The organism is Vibrio profundum, assembly GCF_050337555.1.
In the GTDB taxonomy this organism is placed as follows: domain Bacteria; phylum Pseudomonadota; class Gammaproteobacteria; order Enterobacterales; family Vibrionaceae; genus Vibrio; species Vibrio profundum.
This window is the reverse complement of record NZ_JAKJTA010000004.1, coordinates 372,389-397,775: the sequence shown is the minus strand read 5'-3', so window position 1 is coordinate 397,775 and position 25,387 is coordinate 372,389. Positions and strand designations below refer to the sequence as shown.

At 42.1% G+C, this 25,387-nt stretch carries 23 protein-coding genes and 2 pseudogenes; 19 read left to right on the top strand and 6 right to left on the bottom strand.

Annotated features, from left to right (window positions below; genetic code table 11):
* From L4C34_RS04385 to L4C34_RS04355, 7 genes are all read left to right on the top strand, one after another.
* Positions 1-242: integrase core domain-containing protein (locus tag L4C34_RS04385; protein ID WP_428788126.1), on the top strand; the 242-nt coding region annotated here is incomplete at its 5' end.
* Between the two features lie 254 nt (positions 243-496).
* Positions 497-1,276, top strand: coding sequence for a sulfite exporter TauE/SafE family protein (locus tag L4C34_RS04380; RefSeq protein WP_428788125.1), 780 nt, complete (start codon positions 497-499; stop codon positions 1,274-1,276).
* Between the two features lie 204 nt (positions 1,277-1,480).
* Complete coding sequence (gene xylA / locus L4C34_RS04375) at positions 1,481-2,833, top strand: xylose isomerase (RefSeq protein WP_428788124.1); 1,353 nt, start codon at positions 1,481-1,483, stop codon at positions 2,831-2,833.
* Positions 2,834-3,124: 291 nt separating this feature from the next.
* Positions 3,125-4,531 (top strand): sugar porter family MFS transporter, encoded by a 1,407-nt coding sequence (locus L4C34_RS04370; RefSeq protein ID WP_428788123.1) that lies wholly within the window; start codon positions 3,125-3,127, stop codon positions 4,529-4,531.
* A 671-nt stretch (positions 4,532-5,202) separates the two neighbouring features.
* Positions 5,203-6,303 carry a glycosyltransferase gene (locus L4C34_RS04365; protein WP_428788122.1) on the top strand — a complete coding sequence of 367 codons (1,101 nt, stop codon included), beginning with the start codon at positions 5,203-5,205 and terminating at the stop codon, positions 6,301-6,303.
* Positions 6,300-7,487 carry a glycosyltransferase family 2 protein gene (locus tag L4C34_RS04360; protein ID WP_428788121.1) on the top strand — a complete coding sequence of 396 codons (1,188 nt, stop codon included), beginning with the start codon at positions 6,300-6,302 and terminating at the stop codon, positions 7,485-7,487. The genes L4C34_RS04365 and L4C34_RS04360 overlap by 4 nt, the downstream gene beginning before the upstream one ends.
* 7 nt (positions 7,488-7,494) lie before the next feature.
* Positions 7,495-8,139, top strand: coding sequence for a sugar transferase (locus L4C34_RS04355; RefSeq protein WP_428788120.1), 645 nt, complete (start codon positions 7,495-7,497; stop codon positions 8,137-8,139).
* A gap of 558 nt (positions 8,140-8,697) precedes the next feature.
* Here L4C34_RS04355 and L4C34_RS04350 read toward each other — a convergent pair.
* The 4 genes and pseudogenes from L4C34_RS04350 to L4C34_RS04335 all read right to left on the bottom strand — a co-directional run bounded on the left by L4C34_RS04350 (position 8,698) and on the right by L4C34_RS04335 (position 12,236).
* Positions 8,698-9,438 (bottom strand): type 2 periplasmic-binding domain-containing protein, encoded by a 741-nt coding sequence (locus tag L4C34_RS04350; RefSeq protein ID WP_428788119.1) that lies wholly within the window; start codon positions 9,436-9,438, stop codon positions 8,698-8,700.
* An 83-nt stretch (positions 9,439-9,521) separates the two neighbouring features.
* Complete coding sequence (locus tag L4C34_RS04345; RefSeq protein WP_428788118.1) at positions 9,522-9,830, bottom strand: hypothetical protein; 309 nt, start codon at positions 9,828-9,830, stop codon at positions 9,522-9,524.
* A gap of 435 nt (positions 9,831-10,265) precedes the next feature.
* Positions 10,266-11,024: a helix-turn-helix domain-containing protein gene (locus tag L4C34_RS04340; protein WP_428788117.1), complete on the bottom strand. Its 759-nt coding sequence runs from the start codon at positions 11,022-11,024 to the stop codon at positions 10,266-10,268.
* Between the two features lie 564 nt (positions 11,025-11,588).
* Positions 11,589-12,236 (bottom strand): annotated as a pseudogene (locus L4C34_RS04335) (glutathione S-transferase family protein).
* A 209-nt stretch (positions 12,237-12,445) separates the two neighbouring features.
* Between L4C34_RS04335 and L4C34_RS04330 the strand changes: the two are divergent.
* From L4C34_RS04330 to L4C34_RS04300, 7 genes are all read left to right on the top strand, one after another.
* Positions 12,446-12,835, top strand: a complete 390-nt coding sequence (locus L4C34_RS04330; RefSeq protein ID WP_428788116.1) for a hypothetical protein — start codon at positions 12,446-12,448, stop codon at positions 12,833-12,835.
* Between the two features lie 324 nt (positions 12,836-13,159).
* On the top strand, positions 13,160-13,366 hold the full coding sequence (locus tag L4C34_RS04325; RefSeq protein ID WP_428788115.1) for a thiamine pyrophosphate-binding protein: 207 nt from the start codon (positions 13,160-13,162) through the stop codon (positions 13,364-13,366).
* A 9-nt stretch (positions 13,367-13,375) separates the two neighbouring features.
* Positions 13,376-14,041: an acetolactate synthase large subunit family protein gene (locus L4C34_RS04320; RefSeq protein ID WP_428788114.1), complete on the top strand. Its 666-nt coding sequence runs from the start codon at positions 13,376-13,378 to the stop codon at positions 14,039-14,041.
* Positions 13,956-14,639 (top strand): thiamine pyrophosphate-dependent enzyme, encoded by a 684-nt coding sequence (locus L4C34_RS04315; protein ID WP_428788139.1) that lies wholly within the window; start codon positions 13,956-13,958, stop codon positions 14,637-14,639. The genes L4C34_RS04320 and L4C34_RS04315 overlap by 86 nt, the downstream gene beginning before the upstream one ends.
* A gap of 70 nt (positions 14,640-14,709) precedes the next feature.
* A complete protein-coding gene (locus L4C34_RS04310; protein WP_428788113.1) occupies positions 14,710-16,047 on the top strand; it encodes an NAD-dependent succinate-semialdehyde dehydrogenase in 1,338 nt (445 codons plus the stop codon).
* A 519-nt stretch (positions 16,048-16,566) separates the two neighbouring features.
* Complete coding sequence (locus tag L4C34_RS04305) at positions 16,567-17,478, top strand: CgnE/CgnB domain-containing protein (protein ID WP_428788112.1); 912 nt, start codon at positions 16,567-16,569, stop codon at positions 17,476-17,478.
* Positions 17,479-17,493: 15 nt separating this feature from the next.
* Positions 17,494-18,303, top strand: coding sequence for a class I SAM-dependent methyltransferase (locus L4C34_RS04300; protein ID WP_428788111.1), 810 nt, complete (start codon positions 17,494-17,496; stop codon positions 18,301-18,303).
* A 222-nt stretch (positions 18,304-18,525) separates the two neighbouring features.
* Here L4C34_RS04300 and L4C34_RS04295 read toward each other — a convergent pair whose 3' ends face one another.
* Positions 18,526-18,675 carry a hypothetical protein gene (locus tag L4C34_RS04295; RefSeq protein WP_428788110.1) on the bottom strand — a complete coding sequence of 50 codons (150 nt, stop codon included), beginning with the start codon at positions 18,673-18,675 and terminating at the stop codon, positions 18,526-18,528.
* Between the two features lie 723 nt (positions 18,676-19,398).
* On the opposite strand from L4C34_RS04295, the gene L4C34_RS04290 reads away from it, so the two are divergent.
* The 3 genes from L4C34_RS04290 to L4C34_RS04280 all read left to right on the top strand — a co-directional run bounded on the left by L4C34_RS04290 (position 19,399) and on the right by L4C34_RS04280 (position 22,323).
* Positions 19,399-20,169 carry a class I SAM-dependent methyltransferase gene (locus L4C34_RS04290; RefSeq protein ID WP_428788109.1) on the top strand — a complete coding sequence of 257 codons (771 nt, stop codon included), beginning with the start codon at positions 19,399-19,401 and terminating at the stop codon, positions 20,167-20,169.
* A gap of 65 nt (positions 20,170-20,234) precedes the next feature.
* Positions 20,235-21,482, top strand: coding sequence for an ATP-grasp domain-containing protein (locus L4C34_RS04285; RefSeq protein ID WP_428788108.1), 1,248 nt, complete (start codon positions 20,235-20,237; stop codon positions 21,480-21,482).
* Positions 21,475-22,323 (top strand): hypothetical protein, encoded by an 849-nt coding sequence (locus L4C34_RS04280; RefSeq protein WP_428788107.1) that lies wholly within the window; start codon positions 21,475-21,477, stop codon positions 22,321-22,323. Before L4C34_RS04285 ends, L4C34_RS04280 begins: the two co-directional genes overlap by 8 nt.
* A 246-nt stretch (positions 22,324-22,569) precedes the next feature.
* On the opposite strand, the gene L4C34_RS04275 is transcribed toward L4C34_RS04280, so the two are convergent.
* Positions 22,570-23,484: an omptin family outer membrane protease gene (locus tag L4C34_RS04275; RefSeq protein ID WP_428788106.1), complete on the bottom strand. Its 915-nt coding sequence runs from the start codon at positions 23,482-23,484 to the stop codon at positions 22,570-22,572.
* 532 nt (positions 23,485-24,016) lie between these two features.
* Between L4C34_RS04275 and L4C34_RS04270 the strand changes: the two are divergent.
* A pseudogene (locus L4C34_RS04270) lies at positions 24,017-24,382 on the top strand (IS3 family transposase); the annotation flags it as partial.
* A gap of 156 nt (positions 24,383-24,538) precedes the next feature.
* Entirely contained in the window at positions 24,539-25,384 is an 846-nt protein-coding gene (locus L4C34_RS04265) for a substrate-binding periplasmic protein (protein WP_428788105.1), read from the top strand.
* Positions 25,385-25,387 lie beyond the last annotated feature (3 nt).

Here is a 25,387-nt window from a genome sequence, read left to right as displayed (position 1 = left end):
CACAAACAAACGGTATCTGTGAACGCTTCCACAAGACCATATTGAATGAGTTCTACCAAGTGACGTTCAGAAAGAAGCTGTACGGTTCGATGGAAGAGTTACAGAAAGATCTGGACGAATGGATGGACTACTACAACAATCATCGTACCCATCAAGGGAAAATGTGCTGTGGCAGAACGCCAGCTGCAACCTTAGAAGATGGGAAATCAATCTGGGCTGAAAAAAATCTAGACCAGATATAACCTGACAGGCACCAAGTCAAAAGTGGGTAACTGTCAGATCAAGTCTGAGTTAGTACAATTGATGCCCCCTAGTTGTCTCTAAAATTCTAGATTTCATCTCACTCTAAAATTTTAACTCTCTTTTCATTCGGTTTCATGATGGGCGAATACTGTTCATCACTATGCATCTCTGAGTTTACTCGGGTATAACGTTTGAAAATTTTACTCTATTTGAGAAGTTTCCCTATGAAACTCCCTCAAAGAGGAGACAATGTATGCTTTTTCTTGATTTAGGCCTTATGGCTCTTGTTGCGGGCCTTTTAGTTGGCTTGATTGGCGGCAGTGCTAGCCTAGTGTTAATTCCAGTTTTGTTGGTGTTTTTTTCCCACATGATGGGAAACAGTGAAGTGGCTTTGCATTACGCGACCACGACTTCTCTGGCCATTTCGTTAGTCAGCAAAGTCTTTTCTCTTTGGCTGCAGCACAAACAAGGACTCCTAAACTGGACGTTGTACAAACAAATTGTGCCCATTTTAAGCCCGGGGCTGCTTGTTGGCGCCGCTTTTTCACACTGGATACCGGAACGATATGTTACTGTCATGCTTGCATCGATGATGGCGCAAGTTGGGTATAGCATGCTGCCCGAGCGAACTCAGCTCTTAGATAACCACAAATCCCTATCTAAACGAATGAGCGCCAAAATTGGAGTGGTGTCTGGCTTGCTGGGTGTCAGCGGTAATGAATTGACGGTTTCTTCATTGGTGAATAGAGGCGTAGATGTGAATTCGGCATGTATGATGGGATCTTTGGTGAGCAGCTCTGTCTCTTTCATATTGGTTGTGGTTGGAATGCTGAGGACCCCTGCTGTTTCTATTCCGAACTCCCAGTACCAGATAGGTTACCTTTACTTACCCGCCATCGTGATTATGGCTCCTATCGCAGTGCTCAGTTCTAAGCTGGCTGCAAAATGGGTGATAAAATTGAGGAAGGAGCAACTCCAGTTTTTATTTTCGGTAGTAATGTTTCTTTGTGCGATTCGTACCTATATATTCTAAGCTATAGCTTCTAACGGATCCGCACTTAAAAAGAAGTTACGTACGTCACCAACGGGTTCAGCCTCACCCATCTTATAAGATCTGAAAACTTTCCAACGTTTGCACACTACTTAGAGCAAATAAAAGAGAGCCGTCGCACATTAAACACAGTGGCGTTCTTGATTGGCAATTATCGTAATTGTTGGAAAATTTGGTTGCGCTAGCATGTCTGCATCCCAACATAAATCGGTGAAAGTCATGACGGAATATTTTAAAGATATTGAGAAAGTTCAGTTTGAAGGCAAAGAGTCACACAATCCATTAGCGTTTAAAGCGTATGATCCAGAGAAAGTGATTTTGGGTAAAACCATGGCCGAGCACCTGCGTTTTTCTGCTTGTTATTGGCACAACTTCTGCGGTTTGGGGACTGACCCATTTGGCAGCGCGACGTATGAAAGGGAGTGGCTAAAAGGTAGCTCTCCAATGGAGATCGCCACTAACAAAGCGGATGCGGCGTTTGAATTTTTCAGCAAACTGAATATACCGTACTACTGTTTTCATGACATCGATGTTGCTCCTGAAGGCGGGCACCTACGTGAGTACATCGAAAACTTCGGATATATGGTCGATTATCTAGAGAAGAAACAGGATGAAACGGGCCTTAAGTTACTTTGGGGTACGGCCAATGCGTTTTCAAACCCTCGTTACATGTCAGGTGCAGCCAGCAACCCGAATCCAGAAATTTTTGCTTATGCCGCGACACAAATTTTCAATGCAATGAGCGCGACTCATCGTCTTGGCGGAGAGAACTATGTGTTGTGGGGTGGGCGTGAAGGCTATGAAACGTTGTTAAACACTGATCTTCGTCAAGAGCGTGAACAGCTTGGTCGAATGATGCAGTTAGTGGTGGAGCACAAGCATAAGATTGGATTCAAAGGGACAATTCTAATTGAGCCAAAACCTCAAGAACCAACCAAGCATCAATACGATTATGATGTGGCGACGGTTTATGGTTTCTTGAAGCAGTATGGTCTTGAGAATGAAATCAAAGTCAATATTGAAGCGAACCATGCGACGCTGGCGGGTCACAGCTTCCAGCATGAAGTCGCGACTGCGATCTCGTTGGGTATTTTTGGCTCTATCGATGCAAACCGCGGCGACGCGCAGCTGGGCTGGGATACCGATCAGTTCCCAAATAGTGTCGAAGAAAACACTTTAGTGATGTACGAAGTTCTAAAAGCGGGCGGATTTAACACTGGCGGTTTGAACTTTGATGCTAAGTTGCGTCGTCAGTCAACAACAGAAGCTGATATGCTGATCGGTCACATCGGTGGCATGGATACGATGGCGTTGGCGTTAGAAAGAGCGGCTAAAATGATCGGTAACGATTATTTGGCAAACAATGTTGCTGATCGCTACAGTGCGTGGAATGGTGAGTTGGGATCTAATATTCTCAATAAAAACTTTTCGCTAGAAGATATTGCCAGCTATGCACTGCAACATGATCTCAACCCTAAAGAAGTCACTGGCAGTCAAGAAGCATTGGAAAACTTTGTCAATCAAATGATTTTCTCGTAACGCTATTTATACGCAGTAAGAATTAAAAAGGGCGACACTAATATGTCGCCCTTTTTGCGTTTTTGTCGTCAATTATCAGATAGTTCATGGCAGAAAGGATGGACAATCTGCGTGAGAGGTGAAGTGTAAGGGGCATGGCTGACAGTTATCGATCGTGTTCACATTGCGATCATTCTAGGGGCGCTGAAAATCACAGATGACAGTTTTAGCAATATCAATGACGGTTTACGTAATACAGCTCTGACTGGCAATTTTCCACAATGGGTTTAAATCATAAACAGGGAACATTGAATGAAAAAGTCGACAAATTTACTTCTTATTACCGCGGTGGCTGCGCTTGGGGGGCTGTTGTTTGGTTATGATACTGCAGTGGTTGCGGGCGCTGCTGAATCATTACAGGTCTATTTTCATTTAACGCCAGCTGAATTAGGTTTTGGTGCGTCTTCGGCCTTGATTGGCTGCGTGATAGGCGCCGTTTTTGCAGGCTGGCTGAGCACCAAGTATGGACGAAAAGGTGCTCTGCTGTTGGCCGCTGTGGCGTTTTTTGTTTCAGCGATTGGTACGGCACTCCCATTTTCGTTCGAATCTTTTGTGTTCTTCCGTATTGTGGGTGGCATTGGGGTGGGGATTGCTTCCATGGTGTCACCGATGTTTATCGCAGAAATTGCACCTCCGAAAAAGCGCGGTGCGTTAGTATCGTGCAACCAATTTGCGATTGTGTTTGGCATGTTGCTTATTTATTTCGTGAACTATGGCATCGCCTTGCTTGGAGACGATGCTTGGCTCAATGCGATTGGCTGGCGCTGGATGTTTGCTAGTGGTGTCGTACCGGCTAGCGTATTTTTCATTTTGTTAATGTTCATTCCTGATACCCCACGCTGGTTGGCAATGAAGGGCCGTAAAGACGAAGCGAAAGATTTGCTATGTCAAATCAACGAAGGCGCTGACATTGAACCGCAGTGGCAAGAAATCGAACAATCGTTGGTGTCGAATACCAAAAAAGTCAGCATTATGAAATCGGGTTTTTCTGGTGTGCTGTTTGTTGGTATCGCGCTTAGCATATTGCAGCAGGTGACAGGCATAAACGTGTTTATGTATTACGCACCTGTGATATTTAAGAGCCTATCCTCATCGGGTACCGATCTGGCGATGCTACAAACCATTATGGTTGGCGCAGTGAACTTAGTGTTTACCGTTATTGCCATTGTTACCGTGGATAAATTTGGTCGCAAACCGTTGATGATGATTGGGGCGGGCATTATGGCTGTCTCGATGTTTGCCATTGGCACCGCTGCTTACATGCATGCCGTGGGCGGTTATCTCATCGTTTTTGTTCTTGGCTATATTGCCGCTTTTGCTTTATCGCTTGGGCCAGTGACTTGGGTGTTGCTGTCGGAAATCTTCCCGAATAATATCCGCTCGAAAGCGTTATCAATTGCTGTATTTGCCCAATGGGTTGCGAACTACCTTGTGTCGCAAACCTTTCCAATGATGAACGCGAAATCATCCTACTTGCATCAAGCGTATCATGGCGGTTTTCCATTCTGGTTGTATGGCGCATTTGGCATTGTCACTATCATTTTTGTCGCCAAATGGGTGCCAGAGACACGCGGAAAATCGTTAGAAGAATTGGAGCAAATCTGGCAGCGTAAAGGAGGCAAGGCGTCTGAATCAGCTCCTTCTGTACAAGTGAGTTAGTTTTATAATATTTGATTCTGAATTATTCTCTAAGCCGGCGTTCGTGAGCGCCGGCTTTCTATAAACTGAATCAAAAATGGCATTTAATAATGATTCGCATGTTATTTGTCCCGCACCAGTTTCGAGTTTAATGCCAAGTTAAGCCGTTTTGGGGTGGCATTGCGCGAGACGTTAGATCAAGACTTTTGGGCTCAAGCACTTTGTTTAAAACAGCAACTAAGGTTGATGGAACAGGGCGCACGGATAGCCAATATACTTCCTTTTATACGCGAGTGGTAGAGTCATTACCGCAAGTAAAAGCGTGGGCAAAGTGTATCCCGAATATTTCATGGCTCAATGACGATTTACTATAAAGGGTGAACGCTATAATACTGAGATCATGGACTCATCTATTAATCTATCCCCTCCAGACTTTAAGATTCAACGGTGTTGACTGTCTGCCTGTCCTACGCCTTTCTATGAATGACGCAGTTATTATCTGAATTCAGGCATTATTGGTCGAATCTACTCGTTATTTTCAATCTGTTATTCAGATAGACTCTCAAAATCGTAAATCTCTGTGTATACGCTACTACCCATGTTAACTAATTGTATTTTATATGGTTATTTTTTGGCACATAACCTGCTCTATCAAGGAAAGATTTCAAAATGTAATGCGATTGAGGTTTTTCATGAAGGACAAGACTAAGCAGGGAATGACGGTGATACATGTTGTACAGCATCTTGCTCCGGGGGGGGTAGAAAGTTTGGCGCTCGACTTACTGAAGTTTTCCCCTCCAAAAGTGAACTCGATGATCATCAGCCTAGAAGGCAGTAAACAAGAGTCCATTTGTCGTTGGCCAAAACTCGAACGCTACAGCGATAACATCATGTTCTTGGAGAAGGGCTCCGGTGTGCGTTTCAGTATCGTATCTTTGTTGGCGAAAATATTTTCTATCGTAAAACCAGACGTGGTGCATACCCATCATATAGGCCCCCTACTATATGCTGGGTGTGCGGCTCGTTTGTCTGGTGTCGCTTGCCGTATTCATACAGAACATGATGCTTGGCACTTAAGCAATACAAAGCACCGTCGATTACAAAAATGGGCATTAAAGGCAATAAAGCCAGTCTTGGTTGCGGATGCTCACCATGTTTACCAAGCACTCAAGACGTATTTTTCATACCCACATATGCTCACTATAAAAAATGGGGTAGATTGCGAAATCTTTCGTCCCGGCAATAAAGTCCTCGCTCGTGATAAGTTTAATTTACCTGAGCATGCCACTATTGTCGGTTGCGCAGGCCGATTGGAAGAGGTGAAAGGTCAAGATGTATTGCTGAAGGCGCTGACACTGCTGCCGAATTCTACGCTACTTGTTTTAGCGGGTGAGGGCAGCCAACACCAAACACTGCGAATACTGGCGCAGCAACTGGGTATCGAATCGCAGGTTCGCTTTCTCGGACTAGTCGAAGACATGCCCAGTTTTTACCAAGCTCTAGATACTTTTTGCATGCCTTCTCGGATGGAAGGTTTTCCCTTATCGCCTTTGGAGGCCCAAGCTTGCAACACCAATGCGGTGGTAACGGATGTGGGCGCTGCGCCGGAGACATTGTGCCCTAAATCGGGTGAATTGGTGAAGTCTGGGCATGTGGTTCAGTTGGCGATGGCTTTATCAAAAGCGCTGAACAACAATCAAGTCGCTTGCCCGCGTGATTTTGTGAGTAGCCAATATGATATTCGCCATATGAGCGATGCGTATCATGCGATTGCGGTGGAGGCATTATCATGAATGAGTTGATCTTGGTTTCATTGTGTATCGGCAGCGGTTTGTTAGTTATCTATCATCACTTTGGATATCCACTGTTTTTGGTTTGGTATTCTCGCCACAACCCCAAACAGGACGTGAAGCGAGTGCATCGGGGTTATCGTCAACGCCGTGAAGATAGGGCGCGCCCAAGCATCACAGTTTTGATTCCAGCACACAATGAAGAACGCTGGATAGCCGATAAAATTCGCAACTTGGCCATGCTCGACTATCCAAGAGATAGGCTGAAGATCATCATCGCCTGCGATGGTTGTACAGACAGTACCGTAGAGGTAGCAGAGTCGACCATTCAAGAAGCGGCATGCAGCGACATACATTTTGAAATCAGAGTTTTTTCATGCAACCGAGGCAAAATTGCGGTATTGAATGAACAAATGCTCACCATCGACACGGACATTACAGCCCTGAGCGATGTGTCGGCGCTTATTTCTATCGACGCTTTGTTAATTGCCGAGCAGCATTTTTTGAACCCAAAAGTCGGTGTGGTGAACAGTAGCTATCGCATACTCAGCACCATGAACGAAGGCGAAGCCAAATATTGGCAGTATCAAAGCAAAATAAAGCAATGTGAAGCTGCACTGGGTTCAACATTAGGTGCCCATGGAGCCTTATATCTGCTGAGAACCCACTTATTTTCCCCTCTAGATCCAAGCACAATTAATGATGATTTTGTTGTGCCAATGGAGATCATCCAGAAAGGGTATGTGGTCCAGCACGAACAGCGCATGATCGCACTGGAAATGGAATCGACTCGCTTGCAAAACGACCTAGCTAGAAGATTGCGAATCTCAGCGGGGAATATGCAGCAAGCCATTCGCTTAGCGGAACTATTTTTACCTAGATATCGAGGCGTGGCGTTTGCATTTGCGTCTGGAAAAGGGCTTAGGTTAATCACGCCATATCTGATGCTGACTTGTTTAGCGTGCTCAATAGCGTTAATGGATTTGCCTATATTCATGGCCGCGCTGGTGCTGCAATGCATTGTTTATGGAACAGCCGTTGTAACGAGTCTGTTCCCCTCTATTTTTGATTTTAATATCTGCCGCTTATTAACCTATTTGGTTGCCGGACATTGCGTCAACTTCATTGGTGGCATCCGCTACCTTCTGGGTTATGAATCTGGACGTTGGACACGAGTAAATCGTTAAGGAACTGATGATGACTAAATATAAATCTACCCGAGTATCAATTGGTATAGCAAAGCGCTCGCTCGACCTCGTCGGATCTATTGTTGGCTTATTTGTTCTGCTCCCTGTGATTCCTTTTATCGCATTGGCAGTCAAATGTACATCTAAAGGCCCGGTCCTCTACCAACAGCTGCGAGTGGGGAAGTCGACGCCCCAGCAAATGACGCTTTTCAAAATCATTAAATTTCGCACTATGTACTCAGATGCCGAAGCGGTGACAGGTGCTGTGTGGGCAACTGAAGATGACCCTCGTATTACGACCGTTGGACGCTTTTTACGCAAAACGAGACTTGATGAAATTCCTCAGCTTATTAACGTCATTAGAGGAGAAATGTCTCTCATTGGCCCTAGGCCAGAGCGCCCCAGTTTTTATAGCAAATTGGAAAATGCTATCCCGTATTTTTCCGACCGTACGTACGGAGTGTTGCCTGGCATCACCGGTTTAGCTCAAGTCCATCAAGGTTATGACAGTTGTATCGACGATGTACGAAAAAAAGTGGGTTTTGACCACAGTTACGCTATGTCTCTTCATTCTCTGAGCAGTTGGTTTAAAACGGATGTGTCCATTATTTCCAAGACGCTTCTGGTGATGGTGGATGGTAGAGGAAGATAGACAAGCACTGACTCCCCTTGGCTGTGCATTGTCTGCCGTATGACGATGCTCAGTCTTTTTTCCATTTATCCTCAAGCTATTTCATGTACTCACGTCAATTCTTAGCGAATAGCTTGTAACGAAGAACTTGTAATGAGAACTCCTATGTAAAAGCAGGCATTGACGCTACCTTGCCCGGTATTTTCTGATGGGAATTAGGTTTGTAGAGCTGAAGTTGGAAAATGCAAAAGAACCACAACAAATTAAAGGCTAATGAAAGATAACCATACTAATATAAAGGGTAATGGGAAATAACAATAATGGATAATCTAGTGTTCGCCGACTTTCTTTTGCAGATTGCCATGATAACGATATTAGCTTTCTTATTGCTGACTCTTGTGGTCAGCGTCATCTTCTTTTGGTCTCCATGCGCGATACACGAAACAATCAAGCGCTATAAGATGATTGGCCAACATGCGAGTTACGTTTGTGTGGGCGTTACTTTACCCGGGTGCTGTCAGATTTGTAGCAGTGCTTGTTTTTGACTCTCGAACCCGTTTCAGGAACGTTGAACACGCCTCATGGTGAAGTGGGAATATTTGAATTCAACCGTCTAATAGTATCCTCAGGAACATTTTTGTTGCATATAATGTGACGCTTTTCGCCATCAGGAATATCGTTAAATGGCACGATTTTAAAATCACTATTCTTGAACTTGGATGAGGCAATCAAATAGTTTATTTCCTCCGGTGCGATGAAGAAGTAATCGTATCTCTGATGGTAAATTAAAGATAACATTTTAAGATTGTCGTATAACACTTTGCTTCGCATCGGCTGATACTGTTCGATAGCTTGGTCTATAAACGTTCCGTATGAATAGCCGTCTTTAACCAATAGGGCAAGCGATTTATTATTGAAAGCAGCCCGTAAAGGTAACCCCGCTTGCAATGATTCGTTTTGGGCTGATGTTATGGCTACTTGAGGCTTATCTTGATATATGGAATCTGTGTACCTTGCAAATTTTTCTCTGTCTGGATTTTTAAACCAACCAATTGAACATAGGCATCCGATGTTGTTCTCTATCAGTAAAAGCTCGCGCTTTACGGGTGTTTTCTGCCAATGGAATTCGACTCCAGCTTGTTGAAATGCATGTTTAGCCGGAGTGGCGGTCAACCCGTCTACTGAGGAGCTGGTGGTTATCGCATATGGGGTTCTTTCATGATAAAGCACGGTTATCTGGTCTTCACAATTAGTGCTTGCATAACTGAGTATCGGAAAACATAGAGAGAGCGTCGATAAAAGGACAGTGTAACTCTTCATCCTAGGCTCCGGTTTGTAAGGGTAGTCCTCCTATTTTTTAGGACAGCAACCCTACGCTTGTGAATGTATGCCTATCAGTATAGTTATTGTGAACTTAGTCTCAATTTTTCTAGGCAGGATAAATGGGCTTTCTCGTAGTCTAAGAAGGTTTGCACTATCAGTTGTTCACCTAATTCAGCATTCACCATAAACTGTTGCAATTGGGTTGATATAACCACGGCAATGAGTAGGCAGTTGTGCTGTTGCTCCCATTCAGTGATCTCATTGATGGGCTCCCATGCATCCAATGCCGCTCCAAGCATCTCCCGACAATCGTTAAGCAATACCCAAGGTTTGCCGTCACCATCAGGCGATGTGAGAATATGGTGTTTCATGTCCTCAAACCAAGCCATACTCATCTCGGTGTTAATGCCCCCGGTCACTTTTGAGTACAGAATCCTTTCCTTAAAGTGCATAGACCACAGGCCGTGAATATTGCGCGAAACCATTGTTGGGACTCGTGTGTTTTAACAGTGCTTTTAGTATAGCAATGAATTTGGGCTTGTAGGCCAGCAACGTGAAGACCTGAATTCAACTCCGAACGTCGACATCTTGATTGTTAAAAGCTGCCGCCACGATATCGGTCATGACACCTGTCGGTAGACAATAAAGTCTGATCGAATGAGCCTAGTTTTGAGCGATTAACAGGCGCAAGGGCATTAAAGTTTGATCGTTTTTCTCGTAGAGCTATACGAATAAGCTTAAACGACGACAATAAAGTATGATCAGATTGAGCTTATTTTTGGACAGCTTTAAGTTAAAGCTGCCAACTCTGTGCTCCACATCATTTACTTAGCCGCATTATGCATTTTTGGCTGCATGAGCTCTGGATGAAATGCACCTTTGGCACCCATGTCTACAATCGTATATTCAGATGTATTGATTGTCGTTTGGTCTCTATCCAGAGTAATTTTGAGATGCTCAAGCATTAGTTCTTCAAGTTTTGTGTTGTACTGCTTGAACTCCTCTTCCGTAAGCCTAAATTTAGCCGTAATAAAATAGGCATCGTCAGACGTAATGTTTTGTACTTGCTCTTTTAAACTATCGATAATTTGGTTTTTAAAATACATTGGAAACTGATTCGAATCTGAAAAGCAAATATGCTTAGAGACCAATAATTTAAACTCACATCCCCTTACTATCTCAATAAGGCCTATTGATTCTAGCTTTCTTAAATAGAGGTATAATGATGCTTCATCCAATTGAAATTTTTTCATCAGAAATTGTGGTCTTACGTCACCGCAAATCTCTGAAAATACGGTATAGAGCTCTGGCTCGTCACAAAATGCCTTGTCTTGGTTAGCTGTAAATGTAGGTATTTGACTCGCTAACTTTTCTGCTTCAACCACGATTTGAGACAGAGATACTTGTGCCAATTCAGCCAACTGAACTAGGCGTTTTGTAGAAAGAGGCTGACTCATGTTTAGCAAACGCTTCACACTCACTTCCGAAATACTCATTTGCTCGGCAACGTCTTTATAAGATAGCCCCACACCTTTCAATCGTTTTTTAATCAAAGAACAAATGATCGTATCTAGTTTCTTCATATTCCCTCAGTATCAATATGATGCCTGTAAAGTATCACATTAAGACCACTTTGATGCATAGGTTGAAGTTAAGGTATCAATATAGGACTCTGGATACAAACATAAGGAGGATAAAATGAACAATTACCACAATTACATACCAGAGTTACTCAAACGAACATATCAAGATAGTAATGAGTGCAAAGTAGGTAAACCAGTCTTCAGCTTCATGAAGCTGTTAGTTGTAGTTTTGGCACTAGTCCTTCTGTCTACACTAGTCTTGGCTAGGTAGTGCAAACTACTCCACAAAGGAACAAGCTCTAAGAATCAACAATCTCCGTTGTCAGGTGAAAATGTCTTGCGAGAATTAGGGTGGCATATAAGTTTCTGCACGACCAATACAAGACACTTTTCGTGAGAAAAGCGTAGTTAATCGCATTAATTTCACTTGGGAATAGCACAAGGTTCATCAGCGATTTTTTGTCTGGGCCTGTGAAGGCTTGGGGCAGATGTGTTTTATCCTAACCCCTTAAGTTTCCAAGCTCTTACTAAGCATAAGGTTGAGCTCTTTTTGACCTTCACTTGTTATGCGTATGATTTCAATGGTGCTAGATCTATACCTTCAATTTCACAAACTGCTTTGATAGTTGGGTTGGAGCAAAGGCGCTTTAGGTATCTAGCTAAAAACTCATACTTAAGTGGTGAGCGTTCTATTGGTAACGACCATTCCGCGAGCATAAACAAGAAGTAGTCACATGCTGTTAGCGTATCACCAAGTAAGTATTCATTGTTCTCTAGTTGGTCGTTGATAATTGATAATGCGTCTGCAATTCTCTCATCTTGCGCTGCGACAACATTTGGAATAGTCGCCTCATCATTGGTGTGTCTATGAGGGTAATAACGAACCATAAGCTCAGCTTGCAGTGTATTATTTAAAAATGCTAACCATTGATAAAATAAAGGTCGAGCAGGATTCCCTAATGATGGCATTAACTCCGACTCCGGATGCATTTCACAGATATGTATGCAGATAGCCGGACTTTAAAAAATTGGCTGGTCATTAACAACTAAGGTCGGAATACGCCCTGCGGGATTCAGCCTAAGGTAATCCGCCGATTTTTGAGAGTTTGACTTTTTATCGACGAACAACAATTCGTAATCTGCTTTTAAGTGATGGAGCAAAAAGTGGGGAGCTAAGCTAGCATTGTTTGGATAATAGTAAAGCTTGAACAAAATTAAACACCTTTAAAATCAATTGTAAACGAGGGCTGACTATTTTGCCCCCAACTTTTTCTGTCACTTTACTAGTATGAGGAAAAGTTAGTCAAATGAAGTACAGCGAGTGAGCCAAATAAATTGCTTCTGACGAACTTTGGGGCAAAAAATGGCCTTTATGCGTGTCCATGTTTTGGTTATGTTGATCTTGGTTACTTGAGGTACTTATGAATTTATATGAAATAGAAAGATACTCTTCGGCCCATCCGGATTGGGAGGGGTCATTCTCTGAAAGGTTATATGAATATTGCGAATGGAATGTCACTGAATTTTGGAAGCTTCATAAATCGTTGGTAGAACTAGCCATTTGGCTTAGAGGTGAGGATAAAATTGATAAACAGTTGGTTGGACGCATCCTTGGCATTCAAAAATCAGTATGGACTATGGTGGCAGCTCACTTCAATGAAAATGACGTTGTGCGGTTAAAAGGAGTAACTGACGAGCAGCTTCATGAGTTTGTTGAACGTTTTGATTTGGCTATTACTGGGATATCCTCTGGTAAGGTTTTACCAGAAAGCCGCTTCGATTTAATTAATCCGTTAATAAAGGGCAAATAACAAGTGTTTTATGGCGGTATCTATGCCCTCACACAGGGCGTGACGCCAATTAGTTGGACATGTGAAGCTTGCATCCTTCACGATAGGATTGGTCTGAGAACGCAAGCGACATTTCACTTCAACAGACGCCATCATTCAATCAATTTAAAAGAGAATGGTCACAAACTAACTAAACCATTTGGCGTCACGGCCCTAAAGTTCGGATTACCTCAAGTTGGCCAAACTTGGCAGAGCTTATTGCTATCAGATCGGCGTGCCAAATAGGAAAGGGGCAATTCCTGCTTACATTTACTCAAAATAACTCCCAAAATCGATCAAACTTATATGCACGGTCAACTGACCGGAAGCCCTGGTATTTGCTTAGCAACCTTAGGTCCTGGAGCGACCAACCTACTGACAGGTGTCGCACAAGCCAACATGGACAACGCCCCTCTCATCGCCATTATAGGCCAAGCTGATACCGCTCGCTTACACAAAGAGTCCCATCAAAATATGGACTCTGTGTCGATGTTTAAATCAGTCACCAAGTGATCCACTACGGTGAGAGACGCAAGTGTGATCCCTGAAGTCGTGGCTAAAGCGTTTAAGATTGCCACGTCGGGCATCCCCGGTGCCGTTTTGATTGAATTGCCTGAAGATATCGCCAAACATGACACAGATGCCCAGCCACTCAAGCCTGCGGATTCTGAGCTGGAAATCTCGGCCTCAGAACATCATATCCAGCAGGCATTAGAATTGCTGGAGAAAAGTGAAAAAACTATCCTACTCGTCGGACATGGTGCCGTCGTCAGCGAAAGTGATCAGGTCCTCAACGCGTTTACGGAAAAATCTTCTATCTATAGTACCTATACCTTTATGGGTAAAGGCGCAATCTCTAACCTATATCCTCGCTCTCTGCATTGTGTAGGTATGGGGATGAAAGACCTCGTGATTGAAGCCTTTGAAGAAGCGGACCTCGTGATCTGTGTGGGATATGATTTGGTCGAGTACCCACCCGCGCGTTGGAACACAGGAACAGAAAATAAAATTATCCATATCAGCCCAGAGAACGGCGGAAGTCGATATGAAATATATGCCAAACTTAGAAATAGTCGGGCATATCCCAACAATCTTGCAGCAAATGAACAACCAGTTAGCCACGCAACACAGCAAGCCATCGCCTTACTTCGAACATATTCAACAAATCATCAAGCAAGATCTCGATAGCGACAAATGTGATGATCATTTTCCAATGAAGCCGAAGCGTATCCTGCAAGATCTGTGCTCCACCTTGGAAGACACCGATATCCTCGTCAGTGATGTTGGCGCTCACAAAATGTGGATTGCACGGCAATATGGCGCACGCTTACCGAAAACTTGCTTTATCAGTAATGGCTTTTGCTCAATGGGCGGCAGTATGCCGGGTGCACTCGAAGCCAAACGCCTACACCCTGAAAAAAATGTCGTCGCAGTATGTGGTGATGGCGGCTTTATGATAAGTATTCAAACTCTCACGACAGGCGTAAATCTGCAAATCCCATTTGTCACTCTTGTTTGGGAGGATCACAACTACGGATTGATAAAATGGAAGCAAGAGATGAACTTTAATGAGTACTCTCCGCATGTTGGCCTGCAAAACCCAGATTTAGCCAATGTTGCCGAATCCTTTGGTTGCCACAGCATACGACTAGAATCGACGGACCAACTCATCCCATCATTACGAGAAGCATTCTCGGTAACGACGAAACCAACCGTGATCGTCATTCCAGTCGATTACAGTGAAAACATGAAGTTATTCCATCACTTAAACGATACAGTGAAATAGCCTAGATAAAGACAGTAAACCAATACGCTCATACAGGGGCGTATTGCTCTAAAAGAAAAAGGTACGAATTATGAAAACATTGGATGTCATCAACCCCTCGACTGGCACGTTATTGAACAGCTACCCAATCATGTCTAAAGACAAGGTAATGTCTATCGTGTCTGAAGTAGGAGAAACACAGAAACAATGGCGTGATAGTGACGGTGAAACACGATGTAAGTTGATGCTAAATGTCGCTGCTCTACTGAGGAAAAACAACCAAAAATACGCGGAAATTATCACTCAAGAAATGGGGAAACCTATCGCTCAAGCGCTACGAGAGATAGAAAAATGTGCCTTTTTGTGTGAATACTATGCTGAAGCAGCCGAAGAACATTTAAAGCCAAGAGTGATTCAAGCCGCTCACAGCAAATCTTATGTGTCGTATCAGCCTCTCGGTATCATCTTCGCCGTCATGCCTTGGAACTTCCCGTTTTGGCAGGTAATGCGATTTGCCGTGCCTAATATTATGGGTGGTAATGCAGCCTTACTGAAACACGCACCGAACTCAACAGGTGCCGCGTTGGCGATGGAAGAGTTATTTCTTGAAGCTGGTTTCCCAGAGCACTTATTTAGAAGTCTAGTTGTGGATGTCGACGTTGTTCAGTCGGTGATTGAACATCCGCTGGTGTGTGGCGTGACACTCACAGGAAGTGGCAAAGCAGGTGCCATTGTTGGCGCTGAAGCTGCCACCGCATTAAAGAAAGTCGTACTAGAGCTAGGCGGAAGCGACCCTTATGTCATCTTGAAAGACGCTGATTTAGATCATGCTGCCTCTCAATGTATTGAGTCTCGTTTGGATAACGCTGGTCAGGTATGCATTTCAGCTAAACGCCTTATCGTTGTCGACGAAATCTACGATACCTTTGTTGAAAAAGTGAAAGCGAAAGTGCAAGAATACCAGTGTAACGATCCGATGAATCCGTCAACGAATATTGGACCGATGGCTCGTGAATACCTAATGCATGAGCTCGATAATCAAGTGCAACGCAGCATCAGCGCTGGCGCAACCTGTTTACTCGGTGGCAAACAGCTTTCAAGAGACGGTTACTTCTATGAGCCAACCTTGCTCGTAGATGTTAAAGAAGGCATCCCTGCGTATCATGAAGAGTTATTTGGTCCAGTCGTCTGCGTTCTCAAAGCAAAAGATGAAGACGATGCAATTCGGATCGCCAACGATTCTGTCTTTGGTTTAGCGGGCGCGGTCTTTACTCAAGATATAGAAAAAGGTGAACGTCTTGCGCGTGAAAAGATTCATGTCGGTGCCTGCGCTGTGAACACCAAAGTGGCCTCTGATCCTCGTCTGCCGGCATTAAAGAGTCAGGATTTGGCCGCGAACTGTCAGCTGAAGGCATTCATGAGTTTATGAACGTGAAAACTATAATGGTATATTAATTTGTACCATGTAACTCTATCAGTTACTTCAAATTAGGTAACAGAAAGTCACGCCTATCATTTCTCTTCTATATAGCCGGCAACACTCTAAACTCATTTAAGGAGGGCAGTGTTGTCGGTCACAATAACAATCAATTCAACCTATTATTCTAAGTTCTACGCAAAATTCACGGATATTCATAAAATCCATGCTTTACTTAACCTGGAATAATCAAAGCAAATGTAATTATATTTATAAGGTCCACTGCAAAATATTTCAAAATGTAACAGAATTATTTTGACATTGATCAAAAACAATTTCTCAATGACAATTTACATACTAAGCCTCCCAATGGTAATGTTTATGGAGATAATTAATCGTTATCTAACCACCTTACTATCAAACAAGGGCAATAAAATGAAAACACAAAAAACAAAAAAATTAAAAACAGTTGATGCAAAGACTAGAAAATCAACTAGAAACAGTTTTTGGTAATCTGAAAGAGTATTGATAATGACAAACTCCCTATCTGTTATTGAGTATTTCACCCTATTTCGTGATAGGGAAGTTACCATCGTAGTTGATGATGTAAGTTATATGAAAACATTGAAATCTTATCGATTCAATGTTGTTCATTATGATAATTATGATTTTAGTTCTTACGAAAATATTTACCTTCTCATTACATCATTTTCATATCTAGAAAAAATAAAGAATCTTTGGGGAAACACAAACAGCATCATCTGTATTCTTTCCATTGTGAAATTTCTACCTAGCATAAAAAACATTGAGTACACATTTAATCATCTACTTAGTGCTAATATCCCTGAAATCCTTAATATCAGAGGCGATGCGTATGAGTTTGTAGAAAACAACAGTAGACTTGATGTGAAAGATTCATTAAACGACTTTAATGTTTCGTTTTATAACGAAATTGATGTTGGTAACCATGACCTAAATATGCATCGTGGTTTTTTATATTCTGTCCCTGAATTTTTTGAGGCTTCATTTGTGAACATGAATGAGAAGTGTTCTGGGTACAATATAAATGGAATATTTTCATTTGATGGCATTATGACTGCAGCAGTAAACAGGGAAGTTAGAGAGAATCTTGACAAAAAAATAACGACAATATGCGAAAAAGTTAATAATTCAACCTCCAAAAAGCTAATTATAGATAACAATAGAATTACGTCACTTGTTCTAAACGGAAAAGAAAGCACTTTATTAGACATGTTCGAATTCGAACTTGGTAGAGAGATTTCTGAATTTGCATTTGGATGTAATAAAAATATCATAAATCCAGATTGGAGTATTAATTCCGTTTCTAATGAAGGCATATATGGAACGCATATTGGTTTAGGGTTAGGTGATATTGCACCTCACATAGATTTTATTTCAAAGGACTTAATGCCAATATATTAATAGAGGTACTTTACAGTGTTAGCTTTAGACCCTATAGTAAGATTCTATGATAGCGACCACCCTGATCCTGAAAACCCTATTTATAAAGAAAACCTTTCCTGTTTCACTGAGTACCCACTATTAGGCTATGACTTCCAACGGTTCATTGAATACGCTCAAAAACATAACGTTCAAAGAGTTTTAGAAGTATGTTGCGGTACTGGAAGGATTGCCATCCCTTTAGCAAAGTCGGGGTTGCATATTACTGGCATTGATAAATCAAGTGAAATGCTGATCCTACTTAAGAATAAGTGCTTAGAGAACAGCCTAAAAGACCAAATAGATATTGCTGAAGCGAATTCTCAAGAGTTTGATTTAGGGCTTACGCGGTTTGATATGTCGATAATTGCGTTCAATAGTTTTCTATGTATCGCAGATGAACAGGCCCAGATCGAGACTCTAGCTAATATCTACCATCATTTACGTCCAAAAGGGGTTCTACTAATAGACTTTCTCAACCCCTGCTATCTAAGTTTGAGTGGTACTAACGAATACAGAGCAGGACCGAATCGCCGCTGCATCTACACCGGTAAAGAATATGTTCGCTTTAGTCGTTCAACCCCCATAGATCACAACCAAAGACAAGTGATCTTCGGATATTATCAGGAAATTGCTTCTGAGAAAAAATATGAGTTTGAGTTTACTTGGAGACCTGTCACTGCCGATCAAATTATCTCGATGCTGGAAGAATCTGGATTCTCTAAAGTAAATTTATATGGTGATAGCTATAGGACCCAGAAGTTCAACGAAGAAAGCCAACATATTTTTGTTGAGGCATTTGTATAGCGACATGACCACGACTATTTTGGAAGGGCTAAAATCCAGACCCTGATACATTTAGTGGTACCCATGTAAGTAAGGCGTTGCCTAATACCTAGGTCACATAAATCTTCCCATGACCTTTTTAATTAGGCACCCTAAGTTTTATTCGAGCTCCTTTTCATGCTTAAGCCTCCCAACGGTACTTTCCGCTATGTAAGGTATTGTTGTACTGCTCCACAGCACCTTTCACTGAATGAGATACGACTTCCCAACCTCAACACAATCAGAAACAACCATATCAAGCTCATTGGACACATCGATAAGGTGAACATATTTCTCATCGCCAGACGCCATTTCTAACGTGGCGAATTGACTGTCTAGTAAAGACAGCGGCAATTCCTGCTTCCATTTACTAAAAATAATTCCCAAAATCGATCAAACTTTATTGTTTTTGATCAGTCTTTATTGGGTTTAGACAAACTTTAATGTAAGCCGACAGCACCTTCACCAGAGTGTCACTCATCAGGCCGTTGTGTTGTATTATGCCAGCATTAATTTTATCTCTCGGCTCAACCGGCTCACTCAGAAAGAAAACCAATAGAAAAACACACCTCCACAATGAACACACTCCTATCTTTACTGGCAACTGATGTATAAGTATAGGTGTTTAATCTTTAGGCATGGTTGAAGCGGAATCGCTGTGATTGTTTACCTAGCCGGCAAAGCTAATAACAGTACAATGTTTAAAGAAAATACCCATCTGAATTTTAATTTTTTAAAAGAAATCAGAGGCTTATTTATTTTGCCGATCAACTCAATACTTGCTGCATCGAACGGGATCCTAGTTACTTTTTTCGGTTGGGATTATTAGAGTGCACAAAACGGCGTCACAGCCCAATTTTAGAACACGCCCCATATTCCGTAGTCACCCATCAACCACCATACTTTCACACCTAGTCTTGTATGATCAATACGACATCTTTACTTATTGGCTGATTTCTAAGCGATTTTGTTTTGGTTCACAATATGACAGTGAAAACTAATATTTAACAATTTCGAAATGTACAACGCAGAAATTTACTTGATAATAACAATCCCATAACATAAATAGGTAATACAATGTCTCATCGTGTTGAGTTTTCTACCGAGCGTTCTCGATCTTACAAGCTAGCTTTATCCCAGTTTCCAAACTGTTGGGAAGAGGACAAAATATTAATGTCGGAGTATTTCTCGCCCGCGATAGGAGAGACAATTTTAGAATTAGGTGCTGGCAGTGGATTTTTCTCATTTGATATTGCCCAAGAAATTGGAGAAAAGGGACATTTATTTGTGGTTGACCCCTCGCCAGAACAAGTTAAGCCAATTTTAGAATCCGATGCAGAAAATATCACGGTTGTTCAAAAACCAGCAGAAGAGCTAAATTTCCCAAGCGACTTACAGCTTGATGGAATTTGGTCTAGGGGCGCTTTTCATCACGTGAAAGACAAGCATCAAGTGCTTAATAAAATAGGGGAATTTTCTAAACCGGGAGCGAGGCTTGTTATCTGTGATATTTTCTCTGGAACTAAGCTTGCTGATTATTTTGATGAGCACGTAGCAGTTACCTGCACAACGGGGCATGAAGTCAACTTTTTAAGTAAGTCATTTGCGAAAAGCTTGTGCAGAAACACGGGCTGGAGTGAACCAGAATTCGACGATATATCTCTACAATGGCAATTCGATACTGAGGCAGACATCGGCTTATTTCTTTCTCTGCTTCACTCCAATAAACCTGAGTTTAGCGCGGAGCATAGCCTTAACGACGCAAAGCGGTTACTGGGTGTTAAAAGAACCGCGTCTGGCTGGGCGCTCAATTGGCCAATGACAGTCATGACTGCTAGTAAATGCTAATTCTTTTTCTATAACCTCAGGGGGCAAATGCCCCTTTTGCTTTCGCTCTCTATAAGGACATGATCATGAGCCGCACGATATTACTTGTTAACCCCGCTCCTTCGAATGAATACCTCAGTACCGAACTACGTAAATTAGGTTGCCGATCTATCGCATTATTAAGCCGTAGTCTTAACCAAAATAAGTCACTACCGATTGGTAAATCTTGTTTCGACAGAGACATTCGTGCTATCGACATGACCCCCGATGAATGCTTGGCCTTAATCGATGAACCTATTGATTATGTGCTAAACGGCACTGAGGACTCGATTCCTCTGAGTGACTATTTAGCTAGCAAACTCACTCCTCAATATCAAAATAATGCAGATACTCAGCATAAACGTGGCACTAAGTATGGACAGCAAAATGCGTTAAAAGAGGCTGGCCTAAAAGCTATTGAGCAAATAAAAATTGCCTGTACGGATATCAATATAGCTTTTGCATCAAACCTAATTTATCCCTTATTCGCAAAACCGGTGTTAGGGGCAGGATCTGAAGGGGCGTTTAAAGCTGAATCTTCTGTAGAGTTGATAAGGAAATTGAAGAATGCCCCTAGTTCTGGCATCTACGGGCTAAACGATATGTATCTGCTACAAGAATACATCACGGGAGAAGAATACTGCATCGATTCGTTTTCTTGTAATGGAGAGGTGTATTTCAGCGGGGTATTTAAGTACAGGAGAGATCGCTCTACAGACGTACCCATTTACGAGTCTGTCGATATGGTAACTGATGCAATATTATGCAAGAAGATTAAAGCCTATATAAGGGACGTGTTGAACGCATGCGATGTTCGAAATGGCTTTGCGCATACAGAAATATTTCAATTAAACGATGGCAGTTTTCGTACCGTTGAAATAAATCCACGTGTTGCCGGTTTTTCAGGTTCAACCAACATCATGTCATCCATCATGGGGATTGCTAGTCAACCCGATCTGTTGGCCAATGAACTGAATGGCACGCTTGATAACTTACCATCAGATACATCACTTGAAGGTTTTGGGTCTATATTAGTTCTTTACCATGAATCAGAATGGATCAAAACTCACCCAAATCTCGTAAAGTACATCGAACTGCACCCAACCCTTCCACAATCTCTAGCAGAGATCAGTCTGATCAGTGCTAAAGCGATGGCGTTAATTAGTGATAAATCAATCGGAGTTCCCGCTAGCGAAATCACGGCCTTTAGTATATGTGACCGCCAAAAGCTGGTGGCAAGATTTCAATCAGAAGGAAAAGTAGCGAGCACTCTAGAAGAAGCGAGCTATGAATAAAGGGATACTTTATTGCCTACTTTATGGGTTGAGCCTTGGGGTGTCTGGTTCTTTAATTCATGAGCAAGGACACGATACTGCAATCGAACTATCACTTTTATATACGGCATTATTTACAACGTTGTTCTTTAATGTGGTCGATTATCGAAACTGCGTTAAAAACCATAAAGTGATCTACAGCCATTTTTGGCCATGGGCAGTGATGTCGTTAACCATAGTCACCGGATGGTTAGCAACCTATTATGCGTTCTTATTCTCCTCTCCACACTTTTTGCTATCGATGCTATTTCTGACTATGGCGCTACTTGGTTGTATCCAAGGGCAGGAATGGAGAAAGTGTATCTTTGTGAGTGGTGCAATCGTTGCTTGTACTGTATTCGAACCTTCAGTCAGTTGGCTTACTGCGAGTATTGCCATTTCATCAGGTGTGAGCGGCTACATTTACATGCTTTATTCAAAAAAATTGGCCAATTCTGCTGGGTTGAATACTCAAGGGTTGCTTTCCATCCGCTTCTATCTATTGATCATTGTATGTTTGCTGGTGTTTAAATTCCACCAGCCTAGTAGTTCGGTACTACTTTCGTTAAAAGATGTGGGTTTTCTCGCTTTAGTGTCCTTGCTGAATATGATTATTCCTCTCTACTTTAGCCAATCGGCAATTCAGCTTTTAGGAGCTAAAATCACCAGTAAATACCTGACTTTCACACCACTGATTGCGTTTGGTGTGGACTCTGTCTTAAATAGAGAATTTAATATAGGTATGTTCGCCTCATGCCTATTGGTTGCAGTGGTGCTTAATAGCAATTTTCAGGTCTCTAGATTACCAGTTGAGAGTAAATAATTTCATACCCGCACCGATCTAAATCGGTTCGGAACAGAATAAAGGGGTAACGCCTGAGAATGGGACTAGCATTTGGTATTCTTTACCCAAAAGTTATTAAGCTTAAATCTAAGTCGATACCTACTTCGATATTGATTAACGAATATCAGACCATAGTTTGGATTGAACAATCAGAAGATTATCGATGACGCGCGAGTCGAGAAAAGGTAATGTCGGCGGTCACTAACGCGTTCAAAAGCTACAAGTCTAAAACAGATATTTCAAACCAATTGATGCTGTTGCGTGGTCATTGTCTAACCCTGCGGCATTGGGTGAAAGGGTCGTGTTTCCTGTAGTGTTATCGACGGTAATAGTATCTGCTCTTGCCTCGGAATATTTGGTGTAAACATATTCGGCGTAGAGTTTCATCCGAGGAGTAAATTGGTAGCCATAGTTGAGGGAGAGTGATACGAAATTGGAGTCTTCATTACTGTTGTCGAAGAAGGTTAGGTCACGTAGATAGTGGTTGTCGACGTCTTTGGCATTGGCCCAAAGGCTCCATTTCAGCAGCACGGTAAAATCGGATCTTTGACCCAGTTGATACTCACTCACTAGCCCTAGATAAAAAACGTTGAATTGTTGTTTATAGTCGATGACAACGACATCCGCAAAAGTCCCAACATTGGCGCCGTTATTGTAGGAATAGGTTCCGCCAATGCCATCCCATTTAAATTCGTTGTATTGGTAGCCACTGAGGGCTCCGACTCTATAGGTGGATTGATAAAGTATCCAAAAGGTGCTGTTGATATCGAATTCATAGGCACCCCTTAATTTTGTGTCAGGATGAATTGAGATGTCAGTCGGGGTCGATTGGTTGGCGTCTTGCCAGTCTCTATCCTCCATATGGGCGTCCCCATCACTCGTGACCACTGACCAAAAGCTTGCTTTAAGCGTCCATGTATAATCGACATCCCAAATTGCGCCTAACTTGATAATCGGGACACCGTCGATTTCCCAGTCGAGTTGGCTAAGTTTTCTCCCCGTATTGTCATACACCAGTTCTGTAGATGATCCATTTAAAACGCCGAGAGAGCCTTCTAGTGTCAGGTTGTTTTTTTTGCTTGCGGCTATGGCTTCAGGCGTTAGAGAAAGGGGGATTATCAGCCAAGTGAACTGTTTCATAAACGTATTGAATGCTCCGTATGACAAAAAGTGAATTCGAATGAATAGTATTCAGTTTTAGCAAGTTATTGATAATTCGCCCAATAATTAGAAAGGTAGAGTACAGGTGGAACATCGTCAAATTTGGCAGGTAGGCTTTATTGGAGCTGATCAAGCTTTCTTACCGTAGTTGGCTTGTTTTCCAACAAATTCTGGTTTTGTGTCGGAAAGAAACTCAGTGTTTATTTAAATACACCACTAAAACAGCGCTCTTTTAACCTTAGCCTTGCTGCGATGATCTGAGTTTCTATTCTACCAATACTAAACACTGTGTTATGAATTTAGATAACGACAAATATGGGGTAACTTAGCTAGATAATTCCATTTAGCTAATACTTTAGGTAGGTTTTGGAGCGAACCTATCTAGAAACTGATGTAGCTGAGAAAGATTCAGATTAGAGAAAGTATCGAGAACGCGAAAAGGCAGTCTTATACTGACCGCCAGAAATTATATTAAAACGGATTTGTCGATTTAGCACACCCACTCTTGTCGTTGATGGCTATTTGGAGGCGGAGACTGAAGAATAATGCTCTCATTCATTCCGAGTAGAGCATCCAATATACCTTGAGCGATTGGCGAAATTTATTAAAAGAGCACAATATGAACATCAGTATGAGTCAAAAAGGTAATTGTCATAATAATGCTATGGCTGAAAACTTCTTCTCGGTACTAAAGAAAGATCGAGTGAAGCGAAAGATCTACAAAACCCGTCACGAAATTAGCTCCGCGATTTTTGATTATATTGAATGCTTCTATAATCCCATATTAAATCATGGTACTAATTGCGGCCTATCAAAAATGAGTGCAAAAGGCATTATTTTTAAAGACTTATGGTTGAATTCGGCTATAAAAATTTGAGGGCTTACCAGTGTGTTGCATTGCGATAGCTACCCTTGCATCTCGAAACGCTGGAATATTACCGAATAAAAATTGGGTAACAACACCAACAAGCCTCATCAAATGACTCAAAGCAGCTACACTATACGGTGCACAATAGACAATTGCGGGGGCTCTATGAGGCGGATATTATCTTCTATATATATGCTTGTAGTTCTTTTCACTGTGCTGATAACAACCCCAAATGCATTTGCGTCAACACCAATCGTGAAAATATGTGATGATGAGGGAGAGTGGCCGCCTTACGTTTTTTTTGATCGCAATGATATTAAAAATCCTAGTCCTACCATTGGTGGAATTACTGTAGAGATTTTTTATACCATATTCTCTGAAGCAAACATACCTATGAAAATTGTGCCATTACCTTGGAAGCGTTGTCTTAAAGAAACAGAAGACTTCCAGAAATACAAGAAGTATGAGGTTTTTAATAACGGTAATATTAATGAATGGCGAGAAAAAAACTTTTTGAGAACTCACGCGCTATATCAAACACGTGTTGGCTATTTCTATGATAGTCGGCGTTTCCCCAACGGCCTGGAAATAAAAACTCTCAAAGAATTAAGTCAATATACGATTTGTGGGGTCGCTGGGTTTAATTATGAACCATATTACCAGTCTGGACTAACGAGGGATATCGATATCGGGGCACACAACAGTTATCAAGCTTTTCGCAAGATGGTTTTAGGACGGTGCGAAGTCTTATTTTCCGCTATAGAGCCAATACTAGGAGCTGGGAATATTGGACGTCTAGTTATACCGAAGAGTGTTCGTTACGGAGCACTAAATACACCTAGGACTACATTTTACTCTTGGGTTTCCAAATCATCACCAAGAGCTGAGCAGATACGAGATGTTATCAATCAGGGCCTGGATAACTTACATAACAGCTGTCGCTACGAACGTTTTTTTCGCAATTACTTGCCCCAAGGTTCAGGGCTACCTTTAGCGAAGGGGTGCAAATAGAAA